Annotated in this window: 22 protein-coding genes; 12 read left to right on the top strand and 10 right to left on the bottom strand. The window is 58.8% G+C overall.

The window, feature by feature from the left end:
• The first annotated feature begins 85 nt into the window (after nt 1-85).
• From J3P90_RS04515 to J3P90_RS04495, 5 genes are all read left to right on the top strand, one after another.
• Nucleotides 86-703, top strand: a complete 618-nt coding sequence (locus J3P90_RS04515) for a hypothetical protein (protein ID WP_420765454.1) — start codon at nt 86-88, stop codon at nt 701-703.
• The gene (locus tag J3P90_RS04510) at nt 696-1,445 is read left to right on the top strand and encodes a hypothetical protein (protein ID WP_434607682.1); all 750 of its coding nucleotides are present in this window, start codon (nt 696-698) and stop codon (nt 1,443-1,445) included. Before J3P90_RS04515 ends, J3P90_RS04510 begins: the two co-directional genes overlap by 8 nt.
• Nucleotides 1,446-1,586: 141 nt before the next feature.
• Entirely contained in the window at nt 1,587-2,600 is a 1,014-nt protein-coding gene (locus J3P90_RS04505) for a sensor domain-containing diguanylate cyclase (RefSeq protein WP_434564149.1), read from the top strand.
• 76 nt (nt 2,601-2,676) lie between these two features.
• Nucleotides 2,677-3,420: a DUF72 domain-containing protein gene (locus J3P90_RS04500; protein ID WP_434607684.1), complete on the top strand. Its 744-nt coding sequence runs from the start codon at nt 2,677-2,679 to the stop codon at nt 3,418-3,420.
• Between the two features lie 121 nt (nt 3,421-3,541).
• Nucleotides 3,542-4,246 (top strand): hypothetical protein, encoded by a 705-nt coding sequence (locus tag J3P90_RS04495; protein ID WP_420765457.1) that lies wholly within the window; start codon nt 3,542-3,544, stop codon nt 4,244-4,246.
• A gap of 191 nt (nt 4,247-4,437) precedes the next feature.
• Here the strand turns inward: J3P90_RS04495 and cyoE are convergent, their stop codons facing one another.
• From cyoE to hmpA, 7 genes are all read right to left on the bottom strand, one after another.
• Complete coding sequence (gene cyoE / locus J3P90_RS04490; protein WP_434675879.1) at nt 4,438-5,325, bottom strand: heme o synthase; 888 nt, start codon at nt 5,323-5,325, stop codon at nt 4,438-4,440.
• Between the two features lie 11 nt (nt 5,326-5,336).
• Complete coding sequence (gene cyoD, locus J3P90_RS04485; protein ID WP_039591596.1) at nt 5,337-5,672, bottom strand: cytochrome o ubiquinol oxidase subunit IV; 336 nt, start codon at nt 5,670-5,672, stop codon at nt 5,337-5,339.
• Nucleotides 5,673-6,299 (bottom strand): cytochrome o ubiquinol oxidase subunit III, encoded by a 627-nt coding sequence (locus J3P90_RS04480; protein WP_039591598.1) that lies wholly within the window; start codon nt 6,297-6,299, stop codon nt 5,673-5,675.
• 3 nt (nt 6,300-6,302) lie between these two features.
• A complete protein-coding gene (gene cyoB / locus J3P90_RS04475; protein ID WP_420765459.1) occupies nt 6,303-8,333 on the bottom strand; it encodes a cytochrome o ubiquinol oxidase subunit I in 2,031 nt (676 codons plus the stop codon).
• Nucleotides 8,334-8,336: 3 nt separating this feature from the next.
• Nucleotides 8,337-9,284 carry a ubiquinol oxidase subunit II gene (cyoA, locus tag J3P90_RS04470; RefSeq protein WP_420765460.1) on the bottom strand — a complete coding sequence of 316 codons (948 nt, stop codon included), beginning with the start codon at nt 9,282-9,284 and terminating at the stop codon, nt 8,337-8,339.
• Between the two features lie 787 nt (nt 9,285-10,071).
• Nucleotides 10,072-10,581 (bottom strand): disulfide bond formation protein B, encoded by a 510-nt coding sequence (locus J3P90_RS04465; RefSeq protein WP_420765461.1) that lies wholly within the window; start codon nt 10,579-10,581, stop codon nt 10,072-10,074.
• A 274-nt stretch (nt 10,582-10,855) separates the two neighbouring features.
• Complete coding sequence (gene hmpA / locus J3P90_RS04460) at nt 10,856-12,037, bottom strand: NO-inducible flavohemoprotein (RefSeq protein WP_434675878.1); 1,182 nt, start codon at nt 12,035-12,037, stop codon at nt 10,856-10,858.
• 150 nt (nt 12,038-12,187) lie between these two features.
• On the opposite strand from hmpA, the gene norR reads away from it, so the two are divergent.
• From norR to J3P90_RS04435, 5 genes are all read left to right on the top strand, one after another.
• Nucleotides 12,188-13,741 carry a nitric oxide reductase transcriptional regulator NorR gene (gene norR / locus J3P90_RS04455; protein WP_434675877.1) on the top strand — a complete coding sequence of 518 codons (1,554 nt, stop codon included), beginning with the start codon at nt 12,188-12,190 and terminating at the stop codon, nt 13,739-13,741.
• A gap of 134 nt (nt 13,742-13,875) precedes the next feature.
• Entirely contained in the window at nt 13,876-14,778 is a 903-nt protein-coding gene (locus J3P90_RS04450) for a chemotaxis protein CheV (RefSeq protein WP_420765465.1), read from the top strand.
• A 133-nt stretch (nt 14,779-14,911) separates the two neighbouring features.
• The gene (locus J3P90_RS04445) at nt 14,912-15,238 is read left to right on the top strand and encodes a hypothetical protein (protein WP_434675876.1); all 327 of its coding nucleotides are present in this window, start codon (nt 14,912-14,914) and stop codon (nt 15,236-15,238) included.
• A 76-nt stretch (nt 15,239-15,314) separates the two neighbouring features.
• The gene (locus tag J3P90_RS04440; RefSeq protein ID WP_434675875.1) at nt 15,315-16,061 is read left to right on the top strand and encodes a YkgJ family cysteine cluster protein; all 747 of its coding nucleotides are present in this window, start codon (nt 15,315-15,317) and stop codon (nt 16,059-16,061) included.
• Nucleotides 16,062-16,261: 200 nt separating this feature from the next.
• Nucleotides 16,262-17,233, top strand: a complete 972-nt coding sequence (locus tag J3P90_RS04435; protein ID WP_434675874.1) for a 2-hydroxyacid dehydrogenase — start codon at nt 16,262-16,264, stop codon at nt 17,231-17,233.
• A gap of 43 nt (nt 17,234-17,276) precedes the next feature.
• Here J3P90_RS04435 and J3P90_RS04430 read toward each other — a convergent pair whose 3' ends face one another.
• On the bottom strand, nt 17,277-18,179 hold the full coding sequence (locus J3P90_RS04430; RefSeq protein WP_420765469.1) for a DMT family transporter: 903 nt from the start codon (nt 18,177-18,179) through the stop codon (nt 17,277-17,279).
• Nucleotides 18,180-18,315: 136 nt separating this feature from the next.
• Here J3P90_RS04430 and J3P90_RS04425 point away from each other — a divergent pair, with 136 nt between their 5' ends.
• Nucleotides 18,316-19,191, top strand: coding sequence for an AraC family transcriptional regulator (locus tag J3P90_RS04425; RefSeq protein WP_420765470.1), 876 nt, complete (start codon nt 18,316-18,318; stop codon nt 19,189-19,191).
• A 61-nt stretch (nt 19,192-19,252) separates the two neighbouring features.
• Here J3P90_RS04425 and J3P90_RS04420 read toward each other — a convergent pair whose 3' ends face one another.
• Complete coding sequence (locus tag J3P90_RS04420) at nt 19,253-19,663, bottom strand: HPF/RaiA family ribosome-associated protein (protein ID WP_434675873.1); 411 nt, start codon at nt 19,661-19,663, stop codon at nt 19,253-19,255.
• A gap of 507 nt (nt 19,664-20,170) precedes the next feature.
• Between J3P90_RS04420 and J3P90_RS04415 the strand changes: the two genes are divergently transcribed.
• Nucleotides 20,171-20,488, top strand: coding sequence for a DUF3509 domain-containing protein (locus J3P90_RS04415; RefSeq protein ID WP_420765471.1), 318 nt, complete (start codon nt 20,171-20,173; stop codon nt 20,486-20,488).
• Here J3P90_RS04415 and J3P90_RS04410 read toward each other — a convergent pair.
• A complete protein-coding gene (locus J3P90_RS04410; RefSeq protein WP_434560577.1) occupies nt 20,485-20,985 on the bottom strand; it encodes a phosphate-starvation-inducible protein PsiE in 501 nt (166 codons plus the stop codon). The two genes, J3P90_RS04415 and J3P90_RS04410, sit on opposite strands and share 4 nt — an antisense overlap.
• Between the last annotated feature and the right edge of the window lie 30 nt (nt 20,986-21,015).

Below are 21,015 nucleotides of genomic sequence, written 5' to 3'. Positions count from 1 at the left end.
AGAAATTTGCCTTTTAAGGCTACTATTGTAGAAGTAGCTTTTAAAGGCTACTTTTTAGATTCTAACGACTGAGCACATTCAATCAATGAAGCCAGAAGCGGTATTGACCGGTGACCTGATTCACTCGCAGAGCGCAGGGAATACCCTTGCGTACATCGCACGCCTGGAAAAGGTGTTGGGACAGCAGGAAAAACGCTACCAAGCGAAAGCGGACATTTTTAGAGGTGACGGTTTTCAACTTTTGATGAGCCAGCCCGAACAAGCTTTCCACTGTGCCATCGCCTTGCGAGCCGCCTTGATCGAGGCCAGCCCCGAAGGCGAGCGTTGGGATGCGCGCATCGCCGTGGGCATTGGCTCGGCACGCAAATCGCAAACCTATGGTGAAGCTTTCGTCCTTTCCGGCCAAGGGCTCGATAGCATGAAAAAAAATACGCTGGCCGTGTTCTGCAATCACCAGGAATTCCAAGAGCGCGCAGGATTGGTAACAGAGTTCGTTGCAGCCGTACTGGAGGAATGGACAGTGGTCGAAGCCCAGACCTATGCGCTGCACCTGATAGAGGAAACCAACCAACAAACCATCGCCCACAGCCTAGGCAAGTCCCGGGTCACCATCAACAAAGCTCTGCAGCGCGCCCAAGCGCGTTTACTGGACAAATACCTGGCAAGCACCAGCCGGTGGATCAAGGAGCTGGGCAGTGATTGAATCGTCAAGATTGCTCGTAATCCTGTTATTCGCGCATGTGCTTCTGGACTTCTGGATATCCGGTTATTTCACATCAAAAACCTCCGCCAGCCGTACCCGACAAATCGCCTGCAACCTGATCATGCTAGGTATCTATTTCGCAGTTTTTTCCCTGCTGCTGATACTGGCGGGGCAAACCGGTGCTTTAGCCACTAAAGCCGGATTGTTGATGGCAACCGCCAAACTGATTACCCTCATCTTTATTCATGACCCTACCAAATCACCGCTATGGGCTCTGCTTGCCCGACAAACTGTTCTAGTTGCCAGCCTGGCCACGATCTGCCTGCTCTCTGACAGCAGTGCTGCGAGTGTTCAAGGCGCTCTGGCAAAACTAATGACCACGACAAATCTTACGGTTGGCCTCGCCTATCTCGCGATGCTACGACCCGCTTCAGCATTGATTGGCACAGTACTCAGTCCATGGATTAAAGAAATCGACACTGTAGGCTCCTTGACCAACGCAGGGACATTGATCGGCTATCTGGAGCGATTACTCATATTGACATTTGTCTTGCTGGAGCAATGGGAGGCCGTCGGTTTTCTTCTCACCGCAAAAAGCATCCTTCGCTTCAATGAAATCCAGAATGCCAAAGTACGGTCCATCAGCGAATACGTATTATTAGGCACCCTACTCAGCTTTACCTTGAGCATAGGAACAGGGCTGCTCGTCATGAATGCATTAAAGTTGATCGCCGACCAGTAGCCTGAAAAGGCTACTTCTTGATTTGTAGCCTTAAGGCGCTACTTCAGATGCACCATGTCACCCCTAGTGACCCCTAAGCCCATCGGCTACTCTTCACCCTCGGAGAGCATTTTGATATCAGGGCTGATTGAGGGAACAATGATGGACGACGCCTCGAAGATCGATTTGCTGCGGTTCGATTTGTCCGATCTGGACGAAAGCGTGCTGCACACCATCATGGAACTGGTCAGCGATGGCATCTGGGACTGGAACGCCAATACCGGGTTCGTTTATCGCAACCCCGGTTGGTACACCATGCTCGGCTACTCGCCTCATTCGCTGAGCAACACCGTGTTGACTTGGGAGAGCGTGATCCATCCGCAGGATTACCCCCAGGTGATGTCACTGTTCGATGACTACCTTCAACAACGCTCGGCAAAATACCAAGCCGAATACCGCTGTCGCACGCATGACGGCTCGTATATCTGGATCGAAGACCGCGGCTACGTCATCGCTCGCAACCCCGACGGCAGCGTGGCCCGAATGATCGGCGCCCATCGCAGCATCGACGACAAGAAGCGTCTGTTCGAGCAACTTGAACGGCGCAACAAATCCCTGGAAGCGGTCATCGAAGAGCGCACCCGTGAGTTGTCGCGGGTCAACCATCAATTGCAGATCCAACTCGACGAAAACCGCAGGCTCGCCGAAACCGACGCATTGACCCTGGTCGCTAATCGGTATCGCCTGGAGCAGACGCTGCCTCAGGCTTGCGAACGCGCCCAGCGCTTTCGCGAACCGTTGTCGCTGATCGCCATGGACATCGACGATTTCAAGGACATCAACGATCGATACGGCCATGCATTCGGTGATGCGGCGCTGGTGCAAGTGGTGCAGGCGGTCAAGCGTTGTGAGCGCGACAGCGACCTGTTGGTGCGTTGGGGGGGCGATGAATTCATCATGATTTTGCCAAATACATCCTTGGCCGATGCGGTCTTGATGGCCGAAACCATACGCCGCGGCCTGTCCGACCTGCTCCCGGTAGGGGATTTCCAGATCACCATGAGTTTTGGTGTGGTGCAGCGGATCGAAGACGAAACCCAAGAGGTATTGATGGATCGGGCGGACCAGGCGCTGTATCGCTCGAAGATGGCCGGCAAGAACGTGATATGCGACTGACCTCTGCTTGCGAAGAATGAATCCATGAGGCGTTTGTTGCGGTCATAGCTTTGTCCCCGCAATCAGGCCTCCCACATTGGCAACTCGACTCTCACGCTCTTCAATCCATTTCCTGGGCTGCGCGGGCTGGTCATTGCCCAAGGCGCAATGGCCGTCCTTTCCCGATGAAGGCACCCATCTGCAGCGCTACAGCGCACGCTTTCCAGCCGTGGAGATCAACAGTTCGTTCTATCGCCCGCACCGCCCCGCCACGTATGCAAAATGGGCGGACAGCGTGGCCGCAGAATTTCGCTTCTCGGTGAAAATGCCAAAGCAGATCACTCACGAACGACGCTTGGTCGATTGCGAGGGGCTTGTGGAAGAATTCCTCGGGCAGTGCTCGCAACTGGGGGAAAAACTCGGTTGCCTGCTGATTCAACTGCCACCATCGCTGGCCTTTGACGACGCCCAGGCCGAGACCTTCTTCAAGGTTTTGCGTGATCGTTACCAAGGCGATGCGGTGCTTGAACCTCGACACCCGAGCTGGCTCGCACCACCCGCCATGGCGATGCTGCAGACCCAGCGAATCGGTCGCGTGGCCGCCGATCCCTCGCCGCTGCCGGGGGGCGACCAACCGGCGGGGTGGCCCGGCATTCGTTATTACCGTATGCACGGCTCGCCGAAGATTTATTACACCCCTTACGATGATGTCCGGCTCAAGCAAATCGCCCAAGCCTTGAAAGCCGCCCCGGACACACCGACCTGGTGCATATTCGATAACACGGCCAGCGGCGCAGCGACCCCGGACGCGTTGCGGTTGATGGCGCTGTTGCGCGGATGAAATGCGTACCGGCGACCGGTCCGACCGTGACAACGCCGCCCGCGTCCAATAGATTAGGCGGCCGGAAAAAAGCTCAACCCCTTTCTCGCCATATCCCGCTAACAGAAGTAGTGAAATTTCAATGTCCGATTCCAATACCGCTGAATCCGTAATCACCCTGTCGTCCAAAGCGGAATACGAAAACTCCATCAATCTTTCACAGCATCTGCCCCAGGCCAAGACCATCAGCGAGATGGTCCTGGATGCGTTCCAGTCGAACCGCGAAAGCGACCAGATCCGCGAACTGCGCACCGCCATCCGCCAGGCTCACGACGCGTTCGATGACGACAAGGCCTACGAACTGATGGGCCAGCTCAAGCAACTCAAGGACGCCGAAGCTGCGGATTTTGCTGCTTTGGAAGACCTGAGCAGCCGCTTCCCCATCAGCCGCATTCTCTCCAGCTACAAGGATGATGCGGATTTCCAGGAACTGGTCTACGGCCTGGCCTTGAAAGTGCTGAACCAGACCCACCAGGCGATCAGCAACCCAAGCGGTAGCAAAGGCAAGGCCTCGCGGCCCAAAAAGGAAGCCGAGGTGTTCGTCATCAGCAAGGACGGCATCAGCGTCACCCTGCCCCTGCGCACCCCGCGCTCCAAGCCGAACGTCGACCGCGAGGCCTTCGAGTTCCTGGGTTTCAACTTTGTTGGTGAAGGCGACGAAGCCGAACTGGAAAGCGAGACCTTCCTGGACAATGACGGCACCGAACAACCAGTTACCCGTAAAAGCATCGTCACTGCCCTGCAACAGCAGAAAGCGTTCGACGGCTACAGCATCGCCCAGCAATAAAATAAGCCCGCGTCGAGTCGAGTCCCTTGTGGGAGCGAGCCTGCTCGCGAATGCGGTGGATCATTTGAGGTGATGTTGGCTGAACGGGCGCATTCGCGAGCAGGCTCGCTCCCACAGAAGTCCCAAGTAACACCCAAGAAAAAGCCCCGCACTTCTCTCGAAGGCGGGGCTTTTTTTACTGCCTCTGTCGCTTAAGGCGCGTAAGTCAGCAACAACTCACTCGACACCTTGAAATCCAGGGACATCATCACGCTCAGGGCAGTGATGGTGAAGATCGAGAACACGAACAGCTTGCGTGCCCAGACCGTGTCATCCACCGCCTTGTAGCCGGTCCAGGCCATGTACAGCCAGTACATGCCCATGGCAGCGGCGACGGCGAGGTAGCTCATGCCGGCGTAGCCGCTGAAGGTCAGCATCAAGGTCGCCACGAGGAAGGCCAGGATGTAGAGCAGGATGTGTTTCTTGGCCACCTGGATACCGCGCTTGACGGGCAATACCGGAATCGAGGCCGCCAGGTAATCATTGAAGCGGAAGATCGCGATGGCATAGGAATGCGGCATCTGCCACAGGCTGAACATCACCAGCAGCGTCACCGCCGCCATGTCGAAGCTGTTGCTGACCGCGACATAACCGATCACCGGCGGCATCGCCCCCGACAGACTGCCCACCAGCGTGCCGTGAACCGACTTGCGCTTGAGGTACAGGCTGTAGAGGCCGACGTAGATGACAAAGCCGATCACCGCGAACAACGCCGCCAGCGGGTTGGCGACCCAGTACAGCAGCGCCACGCCGGCCACACCCAGCACCGTGGCAAACGCCAGGGCCAGTTGCACCGGAATCAGGCCTTGGACCAGCGCCCGGTTCTTGGTGCGTTCCATCTTGATGTCGATATCACGGTCGATGCAGTTGTTGAACACGCAACCGGACGCCACCACCAGGGAAGTGCCGATCATCGCCGCCAGGAAGATGGCCAGATCGACATGCCCCTTCGAGGCCAGGAAAAACCCGCCCGCCACAGAAAGCACGTTACCGAAAATGATCCCCGGCTTGGTGATTTGGATAAAGTGCTTCAGTGACATCCGGACTTTCCTCAGTGCGCCATCATGTTGGTGTGGATGCTGAACATGATCCACAGCGACAAGCCGACCAGCAGTACGATCACCAGCGCAGCGAAGACAAACGCAATCACGTTGTTACGCTGGGCGGCCGAACGGTCCAGGTGCAGGAAGTACACCAGGTGGACCAATACTTGGACCACGGCGAAGATCAGAATGATCCAAAGCGTCAGGCTCTTGGGCAGCGATGGGTACATCACCAGGCCGAACGGAATGACGGTCAGGATCACCGACAGGATGAAACCGATGGCGTAGGACTTGACGCTGCCGTGGCCGGCGTCGTGGCCATCATGGGAATGAGCGTTAGCCATTTACAGGGTCCCCATCAGATAAACAACGGTGAATACGCAGATCCACACCACGTCCAGGAAGTGCCAGAACAGGCTCAGGCAGCTCAGGCGCGTCTTGTTGGTGGCGGTCAGGCCGTTTTTCTGGACTTGGTACATCATGATCGCCATCCAGATCAGACCGCTGGTCACGTGCAGACCGTGGGTGCCGACCAGGGTGAAGAACCCGGACAGGAAACCGCTGCGGCTCGGGCCGTAGCCTTCGGCGATCAGGATATGGAACTCATTGATCTCCATGGCGATAAAGCCGGCGCCCAGCAGGAAGGTCATCGCCAACCAGCCCAGGACCTGGGTCTTCTTGCCCTTGTACAACGCCAGCATGGCGAAGCCGTAGGTGATCGAACTGAACAGCAGCAGCGCGGTTTCGCCCAGTACATAAGGCAGTTCGAAGATGTCGTGGCCCGACGGGCCACCGGCGACGTTGTTAACCAGCACCGCGTACACCGCGAAGATCGACGCAAACAGAATGCAGTCGGTCATCAGGTAGAGCCAGAAACCGAATACGGTCATCTCGCCCGAGTCGTGGTGATGGTCATCGTGCCCATGGTCATGACCATGGGCGTGTCCAACATTGGTCACTAAGTTCGACATGGTTTAAGCCTGTTCCAACGAGGTTTCAACACGGGTGGCGGTGGCAGGGACTTTCCCGGCCGCGACCAGACGCTTGTGCTGCTCGGCTTCGATGCGTTCGATGACATCCACCGGCACCATGTAGCCCTGATCGTCACGGGCGGCATGGATGGCGAAATACACCACGGTGCCGACCAGGCTGGCGATGGCCAGCCACCAGATGTGCCAGATCATCGCGAAACCGAACACGGTCAACAGCCCGCCCATGACCACACCGGTGGCGGTGTTGTTGGGCATGTGGATCGGCGAGTACTTGGCCGGAGCCTGGTACGCGGTGCCGTTTTCCTTGGCTTCGGTGAACGGGTCGATGACGTCCGCTTTCGGCAGCACGGCAAAGTTGTAGAACGGTGGTGGCGAAGAAGTCGACCATTCCAGGGTATGGGCATTCCACGGGTCACCGTGTTCGCACATGTTTTCCGGCTTCTTGCGGTCACGCACGCTGACGTACAACTGGATCAGCTGGCAGGCGATACCCACGGCAATCATCACCGCGCCGAACATGGCGACGTACAGGTACGGCACCCACTCAGGGTTGGTGGTGGCGTTCAGGCGACGGGTCATGCCCATGAAGCCCAGTGCATAGAGCGGCATGAACGCGACGAAGAAGCCCGAGATCCAGAACCAGAACGCTGCCTTGCCCCAGCCTTCGTGCAGCTTGAAGCCGAACGCTTTCGGGAAATAGAACGCAAAGCCCGCGATGTAGCCGAACACGGCGCCGCCGATGATCACGTTATGGAAGTGCGCGATCACGAACAGGCTGTTGTGCAGCACAAAGTCAGCACCCGGAATGGCCAGCAGTACGCCGGTCATACCGCCGATGGCGAAGGTCACCATGAAGCCCAGAGTCCACAGCACATGGCTGGTGAAACGCAGGCGGCCCTGGTAGATGGTGAACAGCCAGTTGAACAGCTTCACACCCGTCGGGATCGAGATCAGCATGGTCGCCAGGCCGAAGAAGGCGTTGACGCTTGCACCCGAACCCATGGTGAAGAAGTGGTGCAGCCAGACCATGAAGCCCAGTACCGAGATCGCGCCCGAAGCGTAGATCATCGAGTGGTGGCCAAACAGTTTCTTGCCGGAGAAGGTCGAAATGACTTCGGAGAAGATACCGAACGCCGGCAGGATCAGGATGTACACCTCAGGGTGACCCCAAGCCCAGAACAGGTTGACGTACATCATCGGATTTCCACCTAGTTCATTGGTGAAAATGTGGAAATCCATGTAGCGGTCAAGCGTCAGCAGAGCCAGTGTAGCGGTGAGGATCGGGAACGAAGCGACGATCAGCACGTTGGCCCAGGTGCAGGTCCAGGTGAAGATCGGCATGTCCATCAGCTTCATGCCAGGGGTACGCATCTTCAGCACGGTGGCCAGGAAGTTGACCCCTGTCAGCGTTGTCCCCAACCCGGATAGCTGTAGCGCCCAGATGTAGTAGTCCACCCCCACGCCCGGACTGTATTGCAGCCCCGACAACGGCGGATAGGCAACCCAACCGGTCTTGGCGAATTCGCCGACACCCAGGGAAACGTTGATCAGCACGACGCCGGAAACCAGCAGCCAGAAGCTCAAGGAGTTCAGGAACGGATAGGCAACGTCACGGGCGCCGATCTGCAGCGGCACTGCGAGGTTCATCAGGCCGGTGAAGAATGGCATCGCCATGAAAATGATCATGATCACACCGTGGGCGGTGAAGATCTGGTCATAGTGTTCAGGCGGCAGGTAGCCGGGCGAGCCCTCGGTGGCCATGGCCAACTGGGTACGCATCATGATCGCGTCGGCAAAACCGCGCAGCAACATGACCATGGCGACGATGATGTACATCACGCCGATCTTCTTGTGGTCGACCGAGGTCAACCATTCAGTCCACAGGTACGTCCACTTCTTGAAATAAGTGATACCCGCAAACAGCGCCAGGCCACCGAGCCCGATGATGGCGAGGGTCACCATGACAATCGGCTCGTGGAACGGGATCGCTTCCCAACTTAATTTACCAAACATCGTTTACTCCTCTGCCCCGGCAGCTGAATGCGAGCTCATGTCCATCCCTTCCATGTTGTGGGCCACTTCCTTCTCTTTCTTCTCGTGATGCATCGGCTTGCCCGGATTCATCCCTTCATACTTATCGATGATGGTCTGGAACAGGTTCGGCGTGACCGACGAGTAGAGTTCGACTGGGTTGTTCTGGCTCGGCTTGGAAAGGGCTTCGTATTCAGCTTTTTCAAGCTGTTTAGGTGCCTTCTTCACTTCGTTTACCCAGGCGTCGAATTCTTCCTGGGTGGTGGCGGTCGCCTTGAACTTCATGCCGGTGAAACCCGCGCCGCTGTAGTTGGCGGAGATACCTTCAAGTTCGGTGTTCTGGTTGGCGATCAGGTGCAGCTTGGTCTGCATGCCGGCCATCGCGTAGATCTGGCCGCCCAGGCCCGGGATGAAGAACGAGTTCATCACGGTGTCGGAGGTGACCTTGAAGTTGATCGGCGTGTGGGCCGGGAACACGATCTTGTTGACCGTGGCGATACCTTGTTCCGGATAGATGAACAGCCACTTCCAGTCCATCGAGACCACTTCAATGGTGATTGGCTTGACGTCGGAATCCAGCGGACGGTACGGGTCCAGTGCGTGGGTCGACTTGTAGGTGATGTAACCCAGGGCAATGATGATCAATACCGGAATGGTCCACACCGCGACTTCGATCTTGGTCGAGTGGGACCATTTCGGGGTGTAGGTGGCACTGGTGTTGGACGCGCGGTATTTCCAGGCGAACAAGAACGTCATGACGATAACCGGCACAACGACCAGCAACATCAGCAGCGTGGCGGTGATGATCAGGTTTCGTTCATCCAGGCCGACCTGGCCCTTGGGATCGAGCAGGGTCATGTTGCAGCCTCCCAGCAGCAACGTGCCGAGCAGCGGCAACAAGCCTAGTAATCGGGGGTACCTGTTTTTACTCATCTCACGACCTCTAAAGCAGCTTGCGCAATGCAGTTGGGTTTTGATCGCCAACACTTCACCCTGCCAAGGGTTGGCATTTTCTTGGATTGAATAAGGGCTGCCCGTCGAACGTCAGCGGCTGTTCGACACATCCCGGGCCAGCAGTGAGTTCTTATTCGTTGGTCAAAGGCCTAGTTCTCAAGCCCAATTCCATTTGGTGCGGGTAGTTGGAGGCACCGACACCTGGGGTCGCATGGGGCGCTGGCGCCCTTCGACCACTCTCGTGCTCAAGCCTGAGCCGGGTCGGAAAATCGGTGCGGGCGATTGTAGTGAGCTGCGGCGTTGGAGACCATGTCTTAACCCGAAATAATTTTTATCCGATCCGGCAACAATCTATCGCCGATATTGCAACGGGCCAGCATGTTATCGAAATACATTCTCAACAAGAACCCCAAAAAACGTAAGGCTACTACGCCCGATTTAGACAGCTGCGTACGTTTTCGCCGGGCTTGCATGACCCGTCAGCGCCCGTTTTACGGGGCCTAGGCGTCACGGCGCTTCGCTGTTAAAAATGCCTGCTTGGAAGATGACAATATTGCGGTCTGGGAGGATAACAGGCCGTTTTTTTGTTACAGGTTGCAGCGTCAATTCACCGCTTGAAAGGAACGCAGAGGCACGATGTGTGACAACGTGTCGCACATCGTCGCAGGGCATTCTTGCTTCGGATCAAGGCGGGTCCCAGACGGCGCCGAAATGAAAAACGCCCCGGGTCTTGGTGAAAAAACCGGGGCGTCTGTGCAGATCGACTCTAGCGTAGGGCTTTGCGATTACGGGACACCAGCAAGGGCACCAGCACGGCGGTCAACACGAATGCCACCAACGCCCACTGCGCCAGCGACAATCCCAGGACAGGGGGATACGGCGTGGAGCAGAAACCATCAACCTGAAAACCCAGCGGGAAGATCTTCGCCAGTGGCAGGTCATCGACAATCGGCTGCAAGACGTCGACGCCACAACTGACCGCCGGAAAGAACTGCGTGTAGACGTGATGCCCCGCCACGCCCGCGCCGGCCAACGCACACAGCACGACCAACCCTTCGAAAATCGTCAGGCTGCGGCGGGTGCGCATGGCCGCACCGATGAAGGCAAAGAGGGCGATCAGCAACAACGCATAGCGTTGCAGGATGCACAGTGGGCATGGCGCCTCACCCAGCACGACCTGCATATACAGCGCGCCGCCGATCAGTGCGAGGCAGATCACCCCCAGCAACACCAGGTAGCGCCGCTCACGGCCCAGGCGCATCATTTGTTCACTCATTGCGTTTCCCTTCATCTGCATGGATCGACGCGCCGCATGACTGTGCTCGGCGCGTTGTCGGATGGCCGAAGTCTACACGCAGATAGTGAACGAGCGGCAGCCGGCAGCATCGAGGGAATAAACAGGAAGGGGGTTAAGCGCGGATTAATTCCAATGGCGCGTCGGCAGAGCTACCGCTATCGCGAGCAGGCTCGCTCCCACAATGTTCATCGCAGCGACACAGTTTTGTGCGCGCCACAATTCCCTGTGGGAGCGAGCTTGCTCGCGATAAAGGCTATTCCAAAGCCGCCGCCGGCCCGAAGAACTCGTAGCGGCTTTGCTCCGCCGGCACGCCCAAGGCCTTGAGATGGCGCTTGATCGCCGCCATGAAACCTTTCGGTCCAAGGAAATAGACGTCCAGGTCACGCTGTTCCGGCAGCCATTGCGCCAGTTGATCCTGGCTCAACAGCCCCACCTTGTCAGCCGCAGGGCTCGTGCCGTCATGCTCGTCGTAGCAATAGAAGCGCTTGAGTTGCGGATGCCGCCCGGCCAGGTCGTCGATCCAGTCGCGGAAGGCATGTACACGGCCGTTGCGCGCGCAGTGGATGAAATGCACCGGGCGTTCGGTTTGCAATGCCGCCTGCAACATCGCCAGGGTCGGAGTGATGCCAACGCCCCCGCTGATCAGCACCAAAGGCTTGTCGCTGTCGGTGAGGTAGAAGTCTCCGGACGGCGGAAACAGCTGGATGCCGCTGCCGATCGGGAAATGGTCGTGCAGGTAGTTGGACACCCGGCCACCCGCCTCGCGCTTGACGCTGATGCGGTACCGACCATTGTCAGCAAGCGCCGACAAGGAATAGTTGCGGCGTACTTCCTCGCCATCCAGGAGCAGCTTCATGCCGATGTACTGGCCTGGCTCCGCTTGCAGGATGGGCCCCTTGTCTGCCGGCTCGAAGTAGAACGAAGTGATTTCCGCGCTCTCCTGTACCTTGTCGACCAGGATAAACGCCCGCTCACCGCGCCAGCCACCCGGTGCCGCGGCCTTCTGGTCATACAGGCCAGCTTCGGAACCGATCAGGATATCGGCCAATTGGTTATAGGCGGCGCCCCATGCCGAAATCACTTCAGGCGTGGCGATTTCTTCGCCCAGCACCTCGGCAATCGCCCGCAGCAGGCAGGCGCCGACAATCGGGTAATGCTCGGGTTGAATCTGCAAGGCGACATGCTTATTGACGATTTTCGCCACCAGGTCGCCCAGTTGGTCGAGCTGATCGATATGCCGGGCGTACATCAGCACGCCATTGGCCAGCGCCCGAGGCTGGTCGCCGCTGGCTTGGTGAGCCTGATTGAACAGTGGGCGCACTTGTGGATATTCGGACAACATCATGCGGTAGAAATGAGTGATGAGCGCTTCCCCGCCGCTCTCGAGCAACGGAACGGTGGAACGAATGATGGCGCGCTGTTCTTGACTCAGCATGGGTAAACCCCTCACGTGACATAGATAACTGATATCTTGTTTATCACATTCCATGCCAGAAAATTTATGCTTGTTTTTCAGTAAGTTGAAAACAACATAGTCATAAAGACACGGCAGCGTTTATAGTCATTACGACCAGATGGAGTCATTATGACCGCGACCTCCCTGCTAACGTCACTGCTGCCACTGGTGGCAGACCTCTCCCGCGAGCTGCCGGAGGGCGAGCGCTACCGCCGCTTGCTCGGCGCCCTGCGCGCCCTGCTGCCGTGCGATGCCGCCGCGCTGTTGCGCCTGGATGGGGATTGCCTCGTGCCGCTGGCGGTGGATGGCTTGAGTACCGATACGCTGGGGCGCCGGTTCCGCATCAGCGAACACCCCCGCTTCGAGGCATTGCTAGGCAATCCGCTACCCACTCGCTTTGCAACCGACAGCGACCTGCCCGACCCTTACGATGGGCTGGTCGAAGGCTTGGACGAGCATCTGGAAGTGCATGACTGCATGGGTTGCCCGCTGTTCGTCGATGAGCAGCCGTGGGGCTTGCTGACGCTGGACTCGCTGGACCCGGAACGCTTTGAGCCTATCGACCTGAGCGCCTTGCAAGCCTTCGCCAGCCTCGCCGCGGCCACGGTCAGCGCTGCCGAACGTATCGAGCGGCTGGCCTTGAAGGCTGAAGACGAGCATCACCGCGCCGAGGTCTATCGTCAGGCGAGCGGCCAGCAGCATCGCGACATGGTCGGCCAAAGCAAGGCCCACAAACGCCTGGTGGAGGAAATCAAGCTCGTGGGTGGCAGCGACCTGACGGTGCTGATCACCGGCGAAACCGGGGTCGGCAAGGAATTGGTCGCCCAAGCCATTCACGCCGCCTCCAACCGTGCCGACCAGCCGATGATCAGCCTCAATTGTGCCGCCCTTCCGGATACCCTGGTGGAGAGCGAGCTGTTTGGCCATGTACGCGGTGCTTTCACCGGTGCCACCAACGACCGTCGGGGCAAGTTCGAACTGGCCGATGGCGGCACGTTGTTCCTCGATGAGGTGGGCGAGCTGTCCTTGACTGTCCAGGCCAAATTATTGCGCGTCCTGCAAAGTGGGCAGTTGCAACGCCTGGGCTCGGACAAGGAACACCGCGTCGACGTGCGTCTGATCGCGGCCACCAATCGCGACCTCGCCAAAGAAGTGCGCAACGGCCGTTACCGGGCCGATTTCTATCATCGACTGAGTGTGTACCCGCTACAGGTGCCCGCGCTGCGCGACCGCGGACGCGACGTGCTGCTTCTTGCCGGTTTTTTCCTCGAGCAGAACCGTTCACGCATGGGCCTGGGCAGCCTGCGCTTGACCAGCGACGCCCAAGCCGCACTCCTGGCCTACGATTGGCCTGGCAACGTGCGCGAGCTGGAACACCTGATCGGTCGCAGCGCGTTGAAAGCTTTGGGCAACCATCCGGTACGACCGAAAATCCTCAGCTTGAGCGCCAATGACCTTGACTTGCCCCATGCCGCGCCGAAAGACCTTCCTACCGCCGGCCCAGCATCCACTTGCACGGTGCCGGTGACAGGGGATTTACGCCAGGCCACGGAGAACTACCAGCGGCAGATGATCAACGCCTGCCTGGAACGCCATCAGCATAACTGGGCCAGCGCGGCCCGTGAGCTGGGCCTGGACCGGGCCAATCTGGGACGAATGGCGAAGCGGCTGGGCTTGAAGTAGCGACACGCCCGCCCTGGTAATCGGCCATCTATGGCTTTCGCCCTAAAGCCTGCCCTCAACACGTCGATAACCCGTTATCAAAAGCTGTCTTGGCGATGTTCGCGCTCGCCCCACCTTTTCAACAGAAGGTTTTTATGTCCTCCAACAAAGCCCGCGCAGATTCTCTTTCGCTTCTGCTCTTTACCTTGCGCAGCGGCAAGCTGATGGCGATCAACCTGCTCAAGGTCAGTGAAATCATTCCCTGTCCGCCCCTGACCAAGCTGCCGGAGTCGCATCCGCACGTCAAAGGCATCGCCACGCTGCGCGGGGCATCGTTGTCGGTGATCGACCTGAGCCGTGCCATCGGCGAGCGGCCGCTCGAAGACCCGGACGGCGGCTGCCTGATCGTGACGGACGTCAGCCGCTCCAAACAAGGGCTGCACGTACAGGCGGTGAGCAAGATCGTCCATTGCCTGACGACAGACATCAAGCCACCGCCCTACGGCTCTGGCGGCGTACGGGCGTTCATTACCGGCGTGACCTCGGTGGATGGCACCTTGGTGCAGGTGTTGGATATCGAAAAAGTCATCCACGGCATCGCCCCGGCGCAAATCGAGACAGCGCCGACCGAGCTGAGCATGGAAGACGCCGAAGTGCTCGGCGATGCTCGAATTCTGGTGGTCGACGACAGCCAGGTCGCGTTGCAACAATCGGTGCATACCCTGCGCAACCTGGGCCTGCAATGCCACACCGCACGCAGCGCCAAGGAAGCCATTGACTGCCTGCTGGAACTGCAAGGCACCGCACAGGAGATCAACCTGATCGTTTCGGACATCGAGATGTCGGAGATGGATGGCTACGCCCTCACTCGGACCCTGCGCGAAACGCCCGATTTCGCGCATATCTACGTGCTGCTGCACACGTCGCTCGACAGCGCGATGAACAGCGAAAAAGCCCGGCTGGCCGGCGCCAACGGCGTACTCACCAAGTTCTCTTCGCCCGAACTGACCAAATGCCTGATCACGGCGGCCAAGGCCGTTGCCGAACAAGGTCGTTGATTTCACCGGCGCCGATCGCAGGTTTCGTTGTCGCTTTTAGGCACAACGAGACCGCGATCAGCCTCGATAACAGCCCTCTCTTGCAACCTCAGGCATACTCTTGTTTTGGCATCCCAGTACAAGGATTTTCCTGATGAAAGCCCCTACCCTGATTCTTTTCGCCCTGGCCGCGGTGTCTTCGCAGGTTCATGCATCGAGCTCCGATGCCTGGGCCGCCTACGACAAAAAAGTGCTCGCCAGCTGCGTCAAGGCCAGTGGATTGAAGAACGCCGAACCGGTCGGCACCGCCGCTCAATTCGACGACCGGGTCGGCTACACCGCGCTGTTGCTGCAAGGCCAGTACCCTCAGAAACACATGAACGGCGCCACCGGCACCGAGCTGTGCCTTTACCGCAAGAAAACCAAGACCGCGGTCGTGACCGAATGGGACTCGATCCGTCCGGCCGGTCCTGCCCGGTGACTGGCGCATAATTTGCTACGCAGGGCTCAGCCGGCGTTTTTCCGACGCCTTCCAGCCTTTCCCATTCGGTCAGTCAATGAACACAACGTTTTCCTGTGTAGGGTGTGGTAAATGCTGCACCGGTCACCACGTCCCCCTGACCCTCGACGAGGCGCGGATGTGGGCCAATGATGGCGGCCAGGTGATCGTCCTGGCCGAGGCCTTCCTGCCCAATGGCCTCGGCTTGCCGGTGGCTCAACGCGAACATGCCGAACGCCGTTCCACCGTCGTGCGCAGTGGCACGAGCGAAGCCCTGGTGGCGATCACCTTCGCCGCTTATAACGCCGGCCCCTGCCATAACCTGGACGCCGACAATCTTTGCCGTATCTACGAACGCCGCCCCCTGGTGTGTCGTATCTATCCCATGGAAATCAACCCGCATATCCCGCTCAATCCCGCCGCCAAGGATTGCCCGCCGGAGTCGTGGGAAACGGGCCCGAAGTTAATCATCGGTGGGGAGCTGGTTGACCCGGAACTGGCCGGGCTGATCGCTCGTTCACGCCAGGCCGATCGTGACGAAATCGGCACCAAGGCGCGCATATGCGCGTCCCTGGGCATCCACACCACTGCGCTGAAAGGCGACGGGTTTACCGCGTATCTGCCGGACATGGCGGCCTTTGCCGTGGCTATCGACCAGGCCCGTTTGCAGCCACTGGAGCAGCAAGCCGAGTGGCAGTTCCACTTGTCGGGAGATGATATCGCCAGCCAGGTCACGGCCAGTGGCGCAAGCGTGGTCACCGAGGCACCGGCCAATTACGCCTTCATTTCCCTGCGGGCCGCCTGATTTCGTAGAGACTACCAGTGGGAGCGAGCTTGCTCGCGATGGCGATATCTTTGCCAAGCTCCCGGTGCCTGATGCACCGCTATCGCGAGCAAGCTCGCCCCCATAAAGGACTTGCGCTGCTGCGATTACTCCCCGCCTCTCGCCTAACCCGCGCCAAGAATGTTAGCGTGCTTGGTATCCCATGCAGAGAGCCTTGCACGATGAAAAAAACCGTACTTGCCTTCAGCCGTATCACGCCTCCCATGATCGAGCGCCTGCGACAGGACTTCGACGTGATCGTGCCCAACCCAGCGAACGGCGACATCAACGCGCAGTTCAACGAAGCCCTGCCCCACGTCCACGGACTGATCGGTGTCGGTCGCAAGCTTGGCCGCGAGCAACTGCAGAACGCGACGAAACTGGAAGTGGTTTCCAGCGTGTCGGTGGGTTACGACAATTATGACCTGGCGTATTTCAACGAACGCGGGATCATGCTCACCAATACCCCCGACGTGCTCACTGAAAGCACGGCCGACCTGGCCTTCGCCCTGCTGATGAGCAGCGCCCGCCGCGTCGCTGAACTGGACGCCTGGACCAAGGCCGGACAGTGGCAGGCGTCAGTCGGGCCGCAGCTGTTCGGCAGCGATGTGCACGGCAAGACTCTGGGCATCGTCGGCATGGGCAACATTGGCGCGGCCATCGCCCGGCGTGGTCGACTGGGCTTCAACATGCCAATCCTGTACAGCGGGAACAGCCGCAAGGTTGATCTGGAAAATCAGCTGGGCGCGCAATTCCGCTCCCTGGACCAGTTGCTGGCCGAAGCGGACTTCGTCTGCCTCGTGGTGCCCTTGAGCGAGAAGACCCGCCACCTGATAGGCCAACGCGAGCTGGCCCTGATGAAACCGAGCGCTATCCTGGTCAACATCTCCCGGGGCCCCGTGGTGGACGAGCCGGCGTTGATCGAAGCCTTGCAGAACAACCGCATTCGCGGCGCCGGGCTGGATGTCTATGAAAAAGAGCCACTGGCCGCTTCGCCGCTGTTCCAGTTGAAGAATGCGGTGACTTTGCCCCATATCGGCTCGGCTACTCACGAAACCCGTGAGGCCATGGCCAATCTCGCTGTGGAAAACTTGCGCAGCGCCTTGATGGGCGATCGACCGGCGAACCTGGTCAACCCGCAAGTCTGGAAATAAACACACTCCAGGCCCGCCCCAGCGGGCCTGCATCCTTGCCCGCTCAGCGGGCACCCAAGGCAACCTTCATAGCGACCGGGCGCACTTTGCGAAACACCAGCACATTGCCCAGCATCACGAACAGCAGCCCAACCAGCGCTGGCGCCGTCCATTGATAGCCTTCGGCGAATGCCGAGACGTTCAGCGCCACCACCGGGAACAGGACCGTGCAATACGCTGCTCGCTCTGGCCCCATGCGGCCGACCAAGGTCAGGTAGGCGGTAAAACCGATGACCGAGCCCGGGATCACCAAGTACAGCAGCGAGCCGACATATCGCACGTTCCATTCCATGTCGAATGGTATGCCGTTGAACAGGCACCATACCGCCAGCATCGTCGCCCCATATGCCATGCCCCATGCATTGGTGGTCAACGGCTTGAGGCCGGCCTTCTGTTGCAAGCTCGAAAGCATGTTGCCCGCCGAGAAACACAAGGTGCCCAGCAGCGCCAACCCCAACCCTAGCAACGTCTGCGGGCTTGCGCTGTGGCCAGCCAGTTCCGGCCAGAACAGCAGCCCCAATCCCAACAATCCCAAGGCTCCGCCCAGCAAGACATTACGGGCGATCCGCTGGCCGAAGAACACCCGGGCATTCAGAGCGTTCCAGAGGGTTGCGGTGGAGAACACCACGGCGATCAGCCCACTGGGAATCCACTGGCTCGCGGTGAGGAAACACATGAAGTTGACGCAGAACAGGCACAGCCCCTGCGCAACGCAAATCAGGTGGCCGCGCCGGTTCATCACTTGCAGGCGCCGGCTGAGCAACAGCATTACAAACAGGATCAGCGCTGCAAGACCGAAGCGGTAGACAATCGACACAGGGATGGCAACGACGCCTAGCTGCAACTTCAGGGCGATCCAGGTAGTGCCCCATATGAGCACGGTGAGCAGATACAACGAAAGGTTCATGACGGTAACTCCTGGCATTGGCCTCCAGTGTCATGCCGACACCTGCCCCGCGCTTGCGCAAACTTGCGGTTTTTACCGGTGACGGGCTGGCACCGGGCTTTCGACAGAGTAGGATGCAAGCGTTGGAGAACCGATCATGGCCACGCTGCAAACCCTACAAGTCTTCCAAGCCCTCAACAGCTCGCCCAATGCTCGCCTCGAGCACAGCGCCGAGCTCGGTGACGGCATGGCGGCTGCCTTGTGGAGCAATCATCACGACGCCCGGGATTACGAGGCGCCGACTCACCATACCCTGTCATGCTACATCGCCGGTGGCACCGGTACGTTTCGTCGCGAGCGGCCCGATACCACCGGGGCGCCGGGCAAGCTCTGCGTCTTGCCGGCCGGGCATGAGTCGGCGTGGGTCATCAATGGCGATATCCGTCTTGCCCATCTGTATTTCAGTTCCGAACAATTTGCCGTCGGTTGCGTCACTTTGCTCGACCGCGAACCCCGGCAGGTGCAGTTGCACGAGGCGACCTTCCTTGACGACCCACAGCAAGCGCGGCGCTTTCATCAGTTGATCAGCCTGAACTGGGAAGAGCCCGCCGAACGCCTGCTCTGCACCAGCCTGGCCCACGACCTGCTCGGTCATCTGCTGCTCAGCCAGGTCAGCCCGCGCCAGGGGCTGCGCTTGAAGGGAGGGTTGGCGCCTCATCAACGGCGTCTGCTGGTGGACTACATCGACAGTCATCTGGGCGAGGCCGTCAGCCTTGGGCAACTGGCAGCCCTGTGTGCCTTGTCCGAATACCATTTCGCCAGGATGTTTCGCGAGAGCTTTGGGCTCCCGCCCCATCAGTATCTGCTGGCGCGGCGCCTTTCACGGGCGCGACACCTGCTGCGCACCACCCCACAGCCGTTGGGCGACGTGGCGCTGGCCTGCGGATTCGCCAGCGCCAGTCATTTCGCCAATCGCTTTCGCCAGTCCCTGGGCGCGACGCCCGGAGAATATCGACAGGCATTTTTGCGCTGAACGTAAACGGGCCTGCGATTGCAGGCCCGTTTTCAGTCAGACGTCTCGATAGACGGAAGGATCAGCCGTTGAGCGCGGCTCGTTCGTTTTCCAGGAATTCTTCCTCCAGCATTGCATCGGCCAGGGCAATCGATTCTGTCTGGCCATTGCCGGCGCCACGCTTGCCGCGTAATTTTCCGAACAGATGCTCCAGCTTATGTTCCAGCTTGGTGGCAGCACCTTCGATGGCAAGTTCCAGCGATTCAGCCTTGTGTGTCACCGAAATTGGCTGATGGCCTTTTGGCCGGGCTTCAAGCTGGCATCGCAAATCGTGGGGACCAGGCTTGTCGCCGTTCTCATCCCCCAAATGAACCTCGACCCGTGTCAGGTCTTCTTCGTAACGTTCGAGCGTGCTTTCAATGGTAGTACGTACCCACTCCTCCAGTCGGATGCTGCTTTGAATATGGTTATCGCTGTTGACTTGGATTTGCATAGTTCATCCCTTATTTCGGCTAGCTCGCCAGGGGCCCATCGACGTTAGCGCAACGGCCCCTTGAATACAGAGTCGGGCTGGCAGCGGAACAATTCAAGCCCCAAAAAAAGATAAATATTCATTTGCAAATAAAGCCGGACAATCGCCAGAAGCGCTGTTAATGTCGGGAGTTGCCTCGCCACGCATCCCTCCCGACAATCCTCTCTTTAGCCTGCACCGCAAGGGAACATCCGCCCCTCGTTGCCCTGAAAAGGGCTACGCCCAGACCTGCATCGCAGAGCATTCGCCAGCCCGCCCCCCGGCTCATTGGTCCGAAGTTATTCCGGCATGCGCCTTGCAAACTTCATGGCGGAGCTGCCGCAGGCAGGGATCTACCGATCCATCGCCTGCCCGGCCCCTCGATTGCTGGATGAACACGAACATGGAATGGCCGACGGTCCGGTGTTGCGAACTAATCCCGATCAAGGCCGGTCAACAACTGCACGTTCAATCAGGCGGTGACGCATCATGGACAATCCTTTTCAGATCATTACGGACGCCTTCGCGCCGCAATACCAAATCAACTTGAGCATCCAGGGCCTGGATGGCAGCATCATGCTGACCCTGTCCAAGGGCGGGCGCATCGTCGCCAAGCGCATGATCAGCGCCCAGCAACGCAACGATCCGGAACGGCTTCGACGCCTGGTGCAAAGCATCCAGTTCGGCATTGCCATCGAACAGGGCCATAGCGCCGTAGCGATTCTCGAGGCCATGACCGGCGGCGACAACATCAAGGTGCCACCACCGCAATCACAAGGCCCGGCACCCTCCGCTGTCGGCGTTTAGATCTCGCCTTTCTCAACCTCCGAATGCTCGCTGGAACCCGCACCGATCTTGCGGTGCGGATGTTCGATCTTTACCGACGGAAACTGCGACGAGGCGTAGCGCACCACCAGAATCGCAAACGCCAGCAACAAAATGCCGCCGCACAGGTAGATGATTCCCAGGTCCGGCGGGCTGTGGTGGGAGACGTTGGAAATCAACAGCCGCGTCAGCGCGGTGATTGCCACGTAGATAAGGAAACGCACCGGCATGTGGTTGGTCTTGAAGTAAATCCCGACCATTGCCCCCAGTTCCAGATAGATGAACAACAGCAAGATATCGTCGATCTTGATGTGCCCCACCTCGATCATCTGCATAAACTCCATCACCGCCGCCCAGGCGGTCACCGCACCGATGGCGAACAACGCCAGGTAATGGAACGTCTCGACGAACAGGTTGCCCAGGGATTCGGCCAGTTGATGCACGTTCTGGCGCAGGTTCTCGGCCCAGTTGATTTTCACGATGTAGTTTCCTTAGGTCGACTCGACCGG

It is taken from the genome of Pseudomonas sp. D3-10, assembly GCF_051132175.1.
GTDB lineage: Bacteria > Pseudomonadota > Gammaproteobacteria > Pseudomonadales > Pseudomonadaceae > Aquipseudomonas.
Note: the sequence above shows the minus strand (reverse complement) of the source record. Positions and strands in the feature narration are given on the sequence as shown.

What these genes read in the sequence shown, in the direction of transcription:
- J3P90_RS04515 (WP_420765454.1), top strand. Translation starts at nt 86, where the DNA reads ATGAAGCCAGAAGCGGTATTGACCGGTGACCTGATTCACTCGCAGAGC.
- J3P90_RS04435 (WP_434675874.1), top strand. Translation starts at nt 16,262, where the DNA reads ATGAAAAAAACCGTACTTGCCTTCAGCCGTATCACGCCTCCCATGATC.
- J3P90_RS04440 (WP_434675875.1), top strand. Translation starts at nt 15,315, where the DNA reads ATGAACACAACGTTTTCCTGTGTAGGGTGTGGTAAATGCTGCACCGGT.
- cyoD (WP_039591596.1), bottom strand. Translation starts at nt 5,672, where the DNA reads ATGGCTAACGCTCATTCCCATGATGGCCACGACGCCGGCCACGGCAGC.
- J3P90_RS04445 (WP_434675876.1), top strand. Translation starts at nt 14,912, where the DNA reads ATGAAAGCCCCTACCCTGATTCTTTTCGCCCTGGCCGCGGTGTCTTCG.
- J3P90_RS04425 (WP_420765470.1), top strand. Translation starts at nt 18,316, where the DNA reads ATGGCCACGCTGCAAACCCTACAAGTCTTCCAAGCCCTCAACAGCTCG.
- J3P90_RS04430 (WP_420765469.1), bottom strand. Translation starts at nt 18,179, where the DNA reads ATGAACCTTTCGTTGTATCTGCTCACCGTGCTCATATGGGGCACTACC.
- J3P90_RS04505 (WP_434564149.1), top strand. Translation starts at nt 1,587, where the DNA reads ATGGACGACGCCTCGAAGATCGATTTGCTGCGGTTCGATTTGTCCGAT.
- J3P90_RS04415 (WP_420765471.1), top strand. Translation starts at nt 20,171, where the DNA reads ATGGACAATCCTTTTCAGATCATTACGGACGCCTTCGCGCCGCAATAC.
- cyoB (WP_420765459.1), bottom strand. Translation starts at nt 8,333, where the DNA reads ATGTTTGGTAAATTAAGTTGGGAAGCGATCCCGTTCCACGAGCCGATT.
- J3P90_RS04420 (WP_434675873.1), bottom strand. Translation starts at nt 19,663, where the DNA reads ATGCAAATCCAAGTCAACAGCGATAACCATATTCAAAGCAGCATCCGA.
- hmpA (WP_434675878.1), bottom strand. Translation starts at nt 12,037, where the DNA reads ATGCTGAGTCAAGAACAGCGCGCCATCATTCGTTCCACCGTTCCGTTG.
- J3P90_RS04450 (WP_420765465.1), top strand. Translation starts at nt 13,876, where the DNA reads ATGTCCTCCAACAAAGCCCGCGCAGATTCTCTTTCGCTTCTGCTCTTT.
- norR (WP_434675877.1), top strand. Translation starts at nt 12,188, where the DNA reads ATGACCGCGACCTCCCTGCTAACGTCACTGCTGCCACTGGTGGCAGAC.
- cyoE (WP_434675879.1), bottom strand. Translation starts at nt 5,325, where the DNA reads ATGTCACTGAAGCACTTTATCCAAATCACCAAGCCGGGGATCATTTTC.
- J3P90_RS04495 (WP_420765457.1), top strand. Translation starts at nt 3,542, where the DNA reads ATGTCCGATTCCAATACCGCTGAATCCGTAATCACCCTGTCGTCCAAA.
- cyoA (WP_420765460.1), bottom strand. Translation starts at nt 9,284, where the DNA reads ATGAGTAAAAACAGGTACCCCCGATTACTAGGCTTGTTGCCGCTGCTC.
- J3P90_RS04465 (WP_420765461.1), bottom strand. Translation starts at nt 10,581, where the DNA reads ATGAGTGAACAAATGATGCGCCTGGGCCGTGAGCGGCGCTACCTGGTG.
- J3P90_RS04480 (WP_039591598.1), bottom strand. Translation starts at nt 6,299, where the DNA reads ATGTCGAACTTAGTGACCAATGTTGGACACGCCCATGGTCATGACCAT.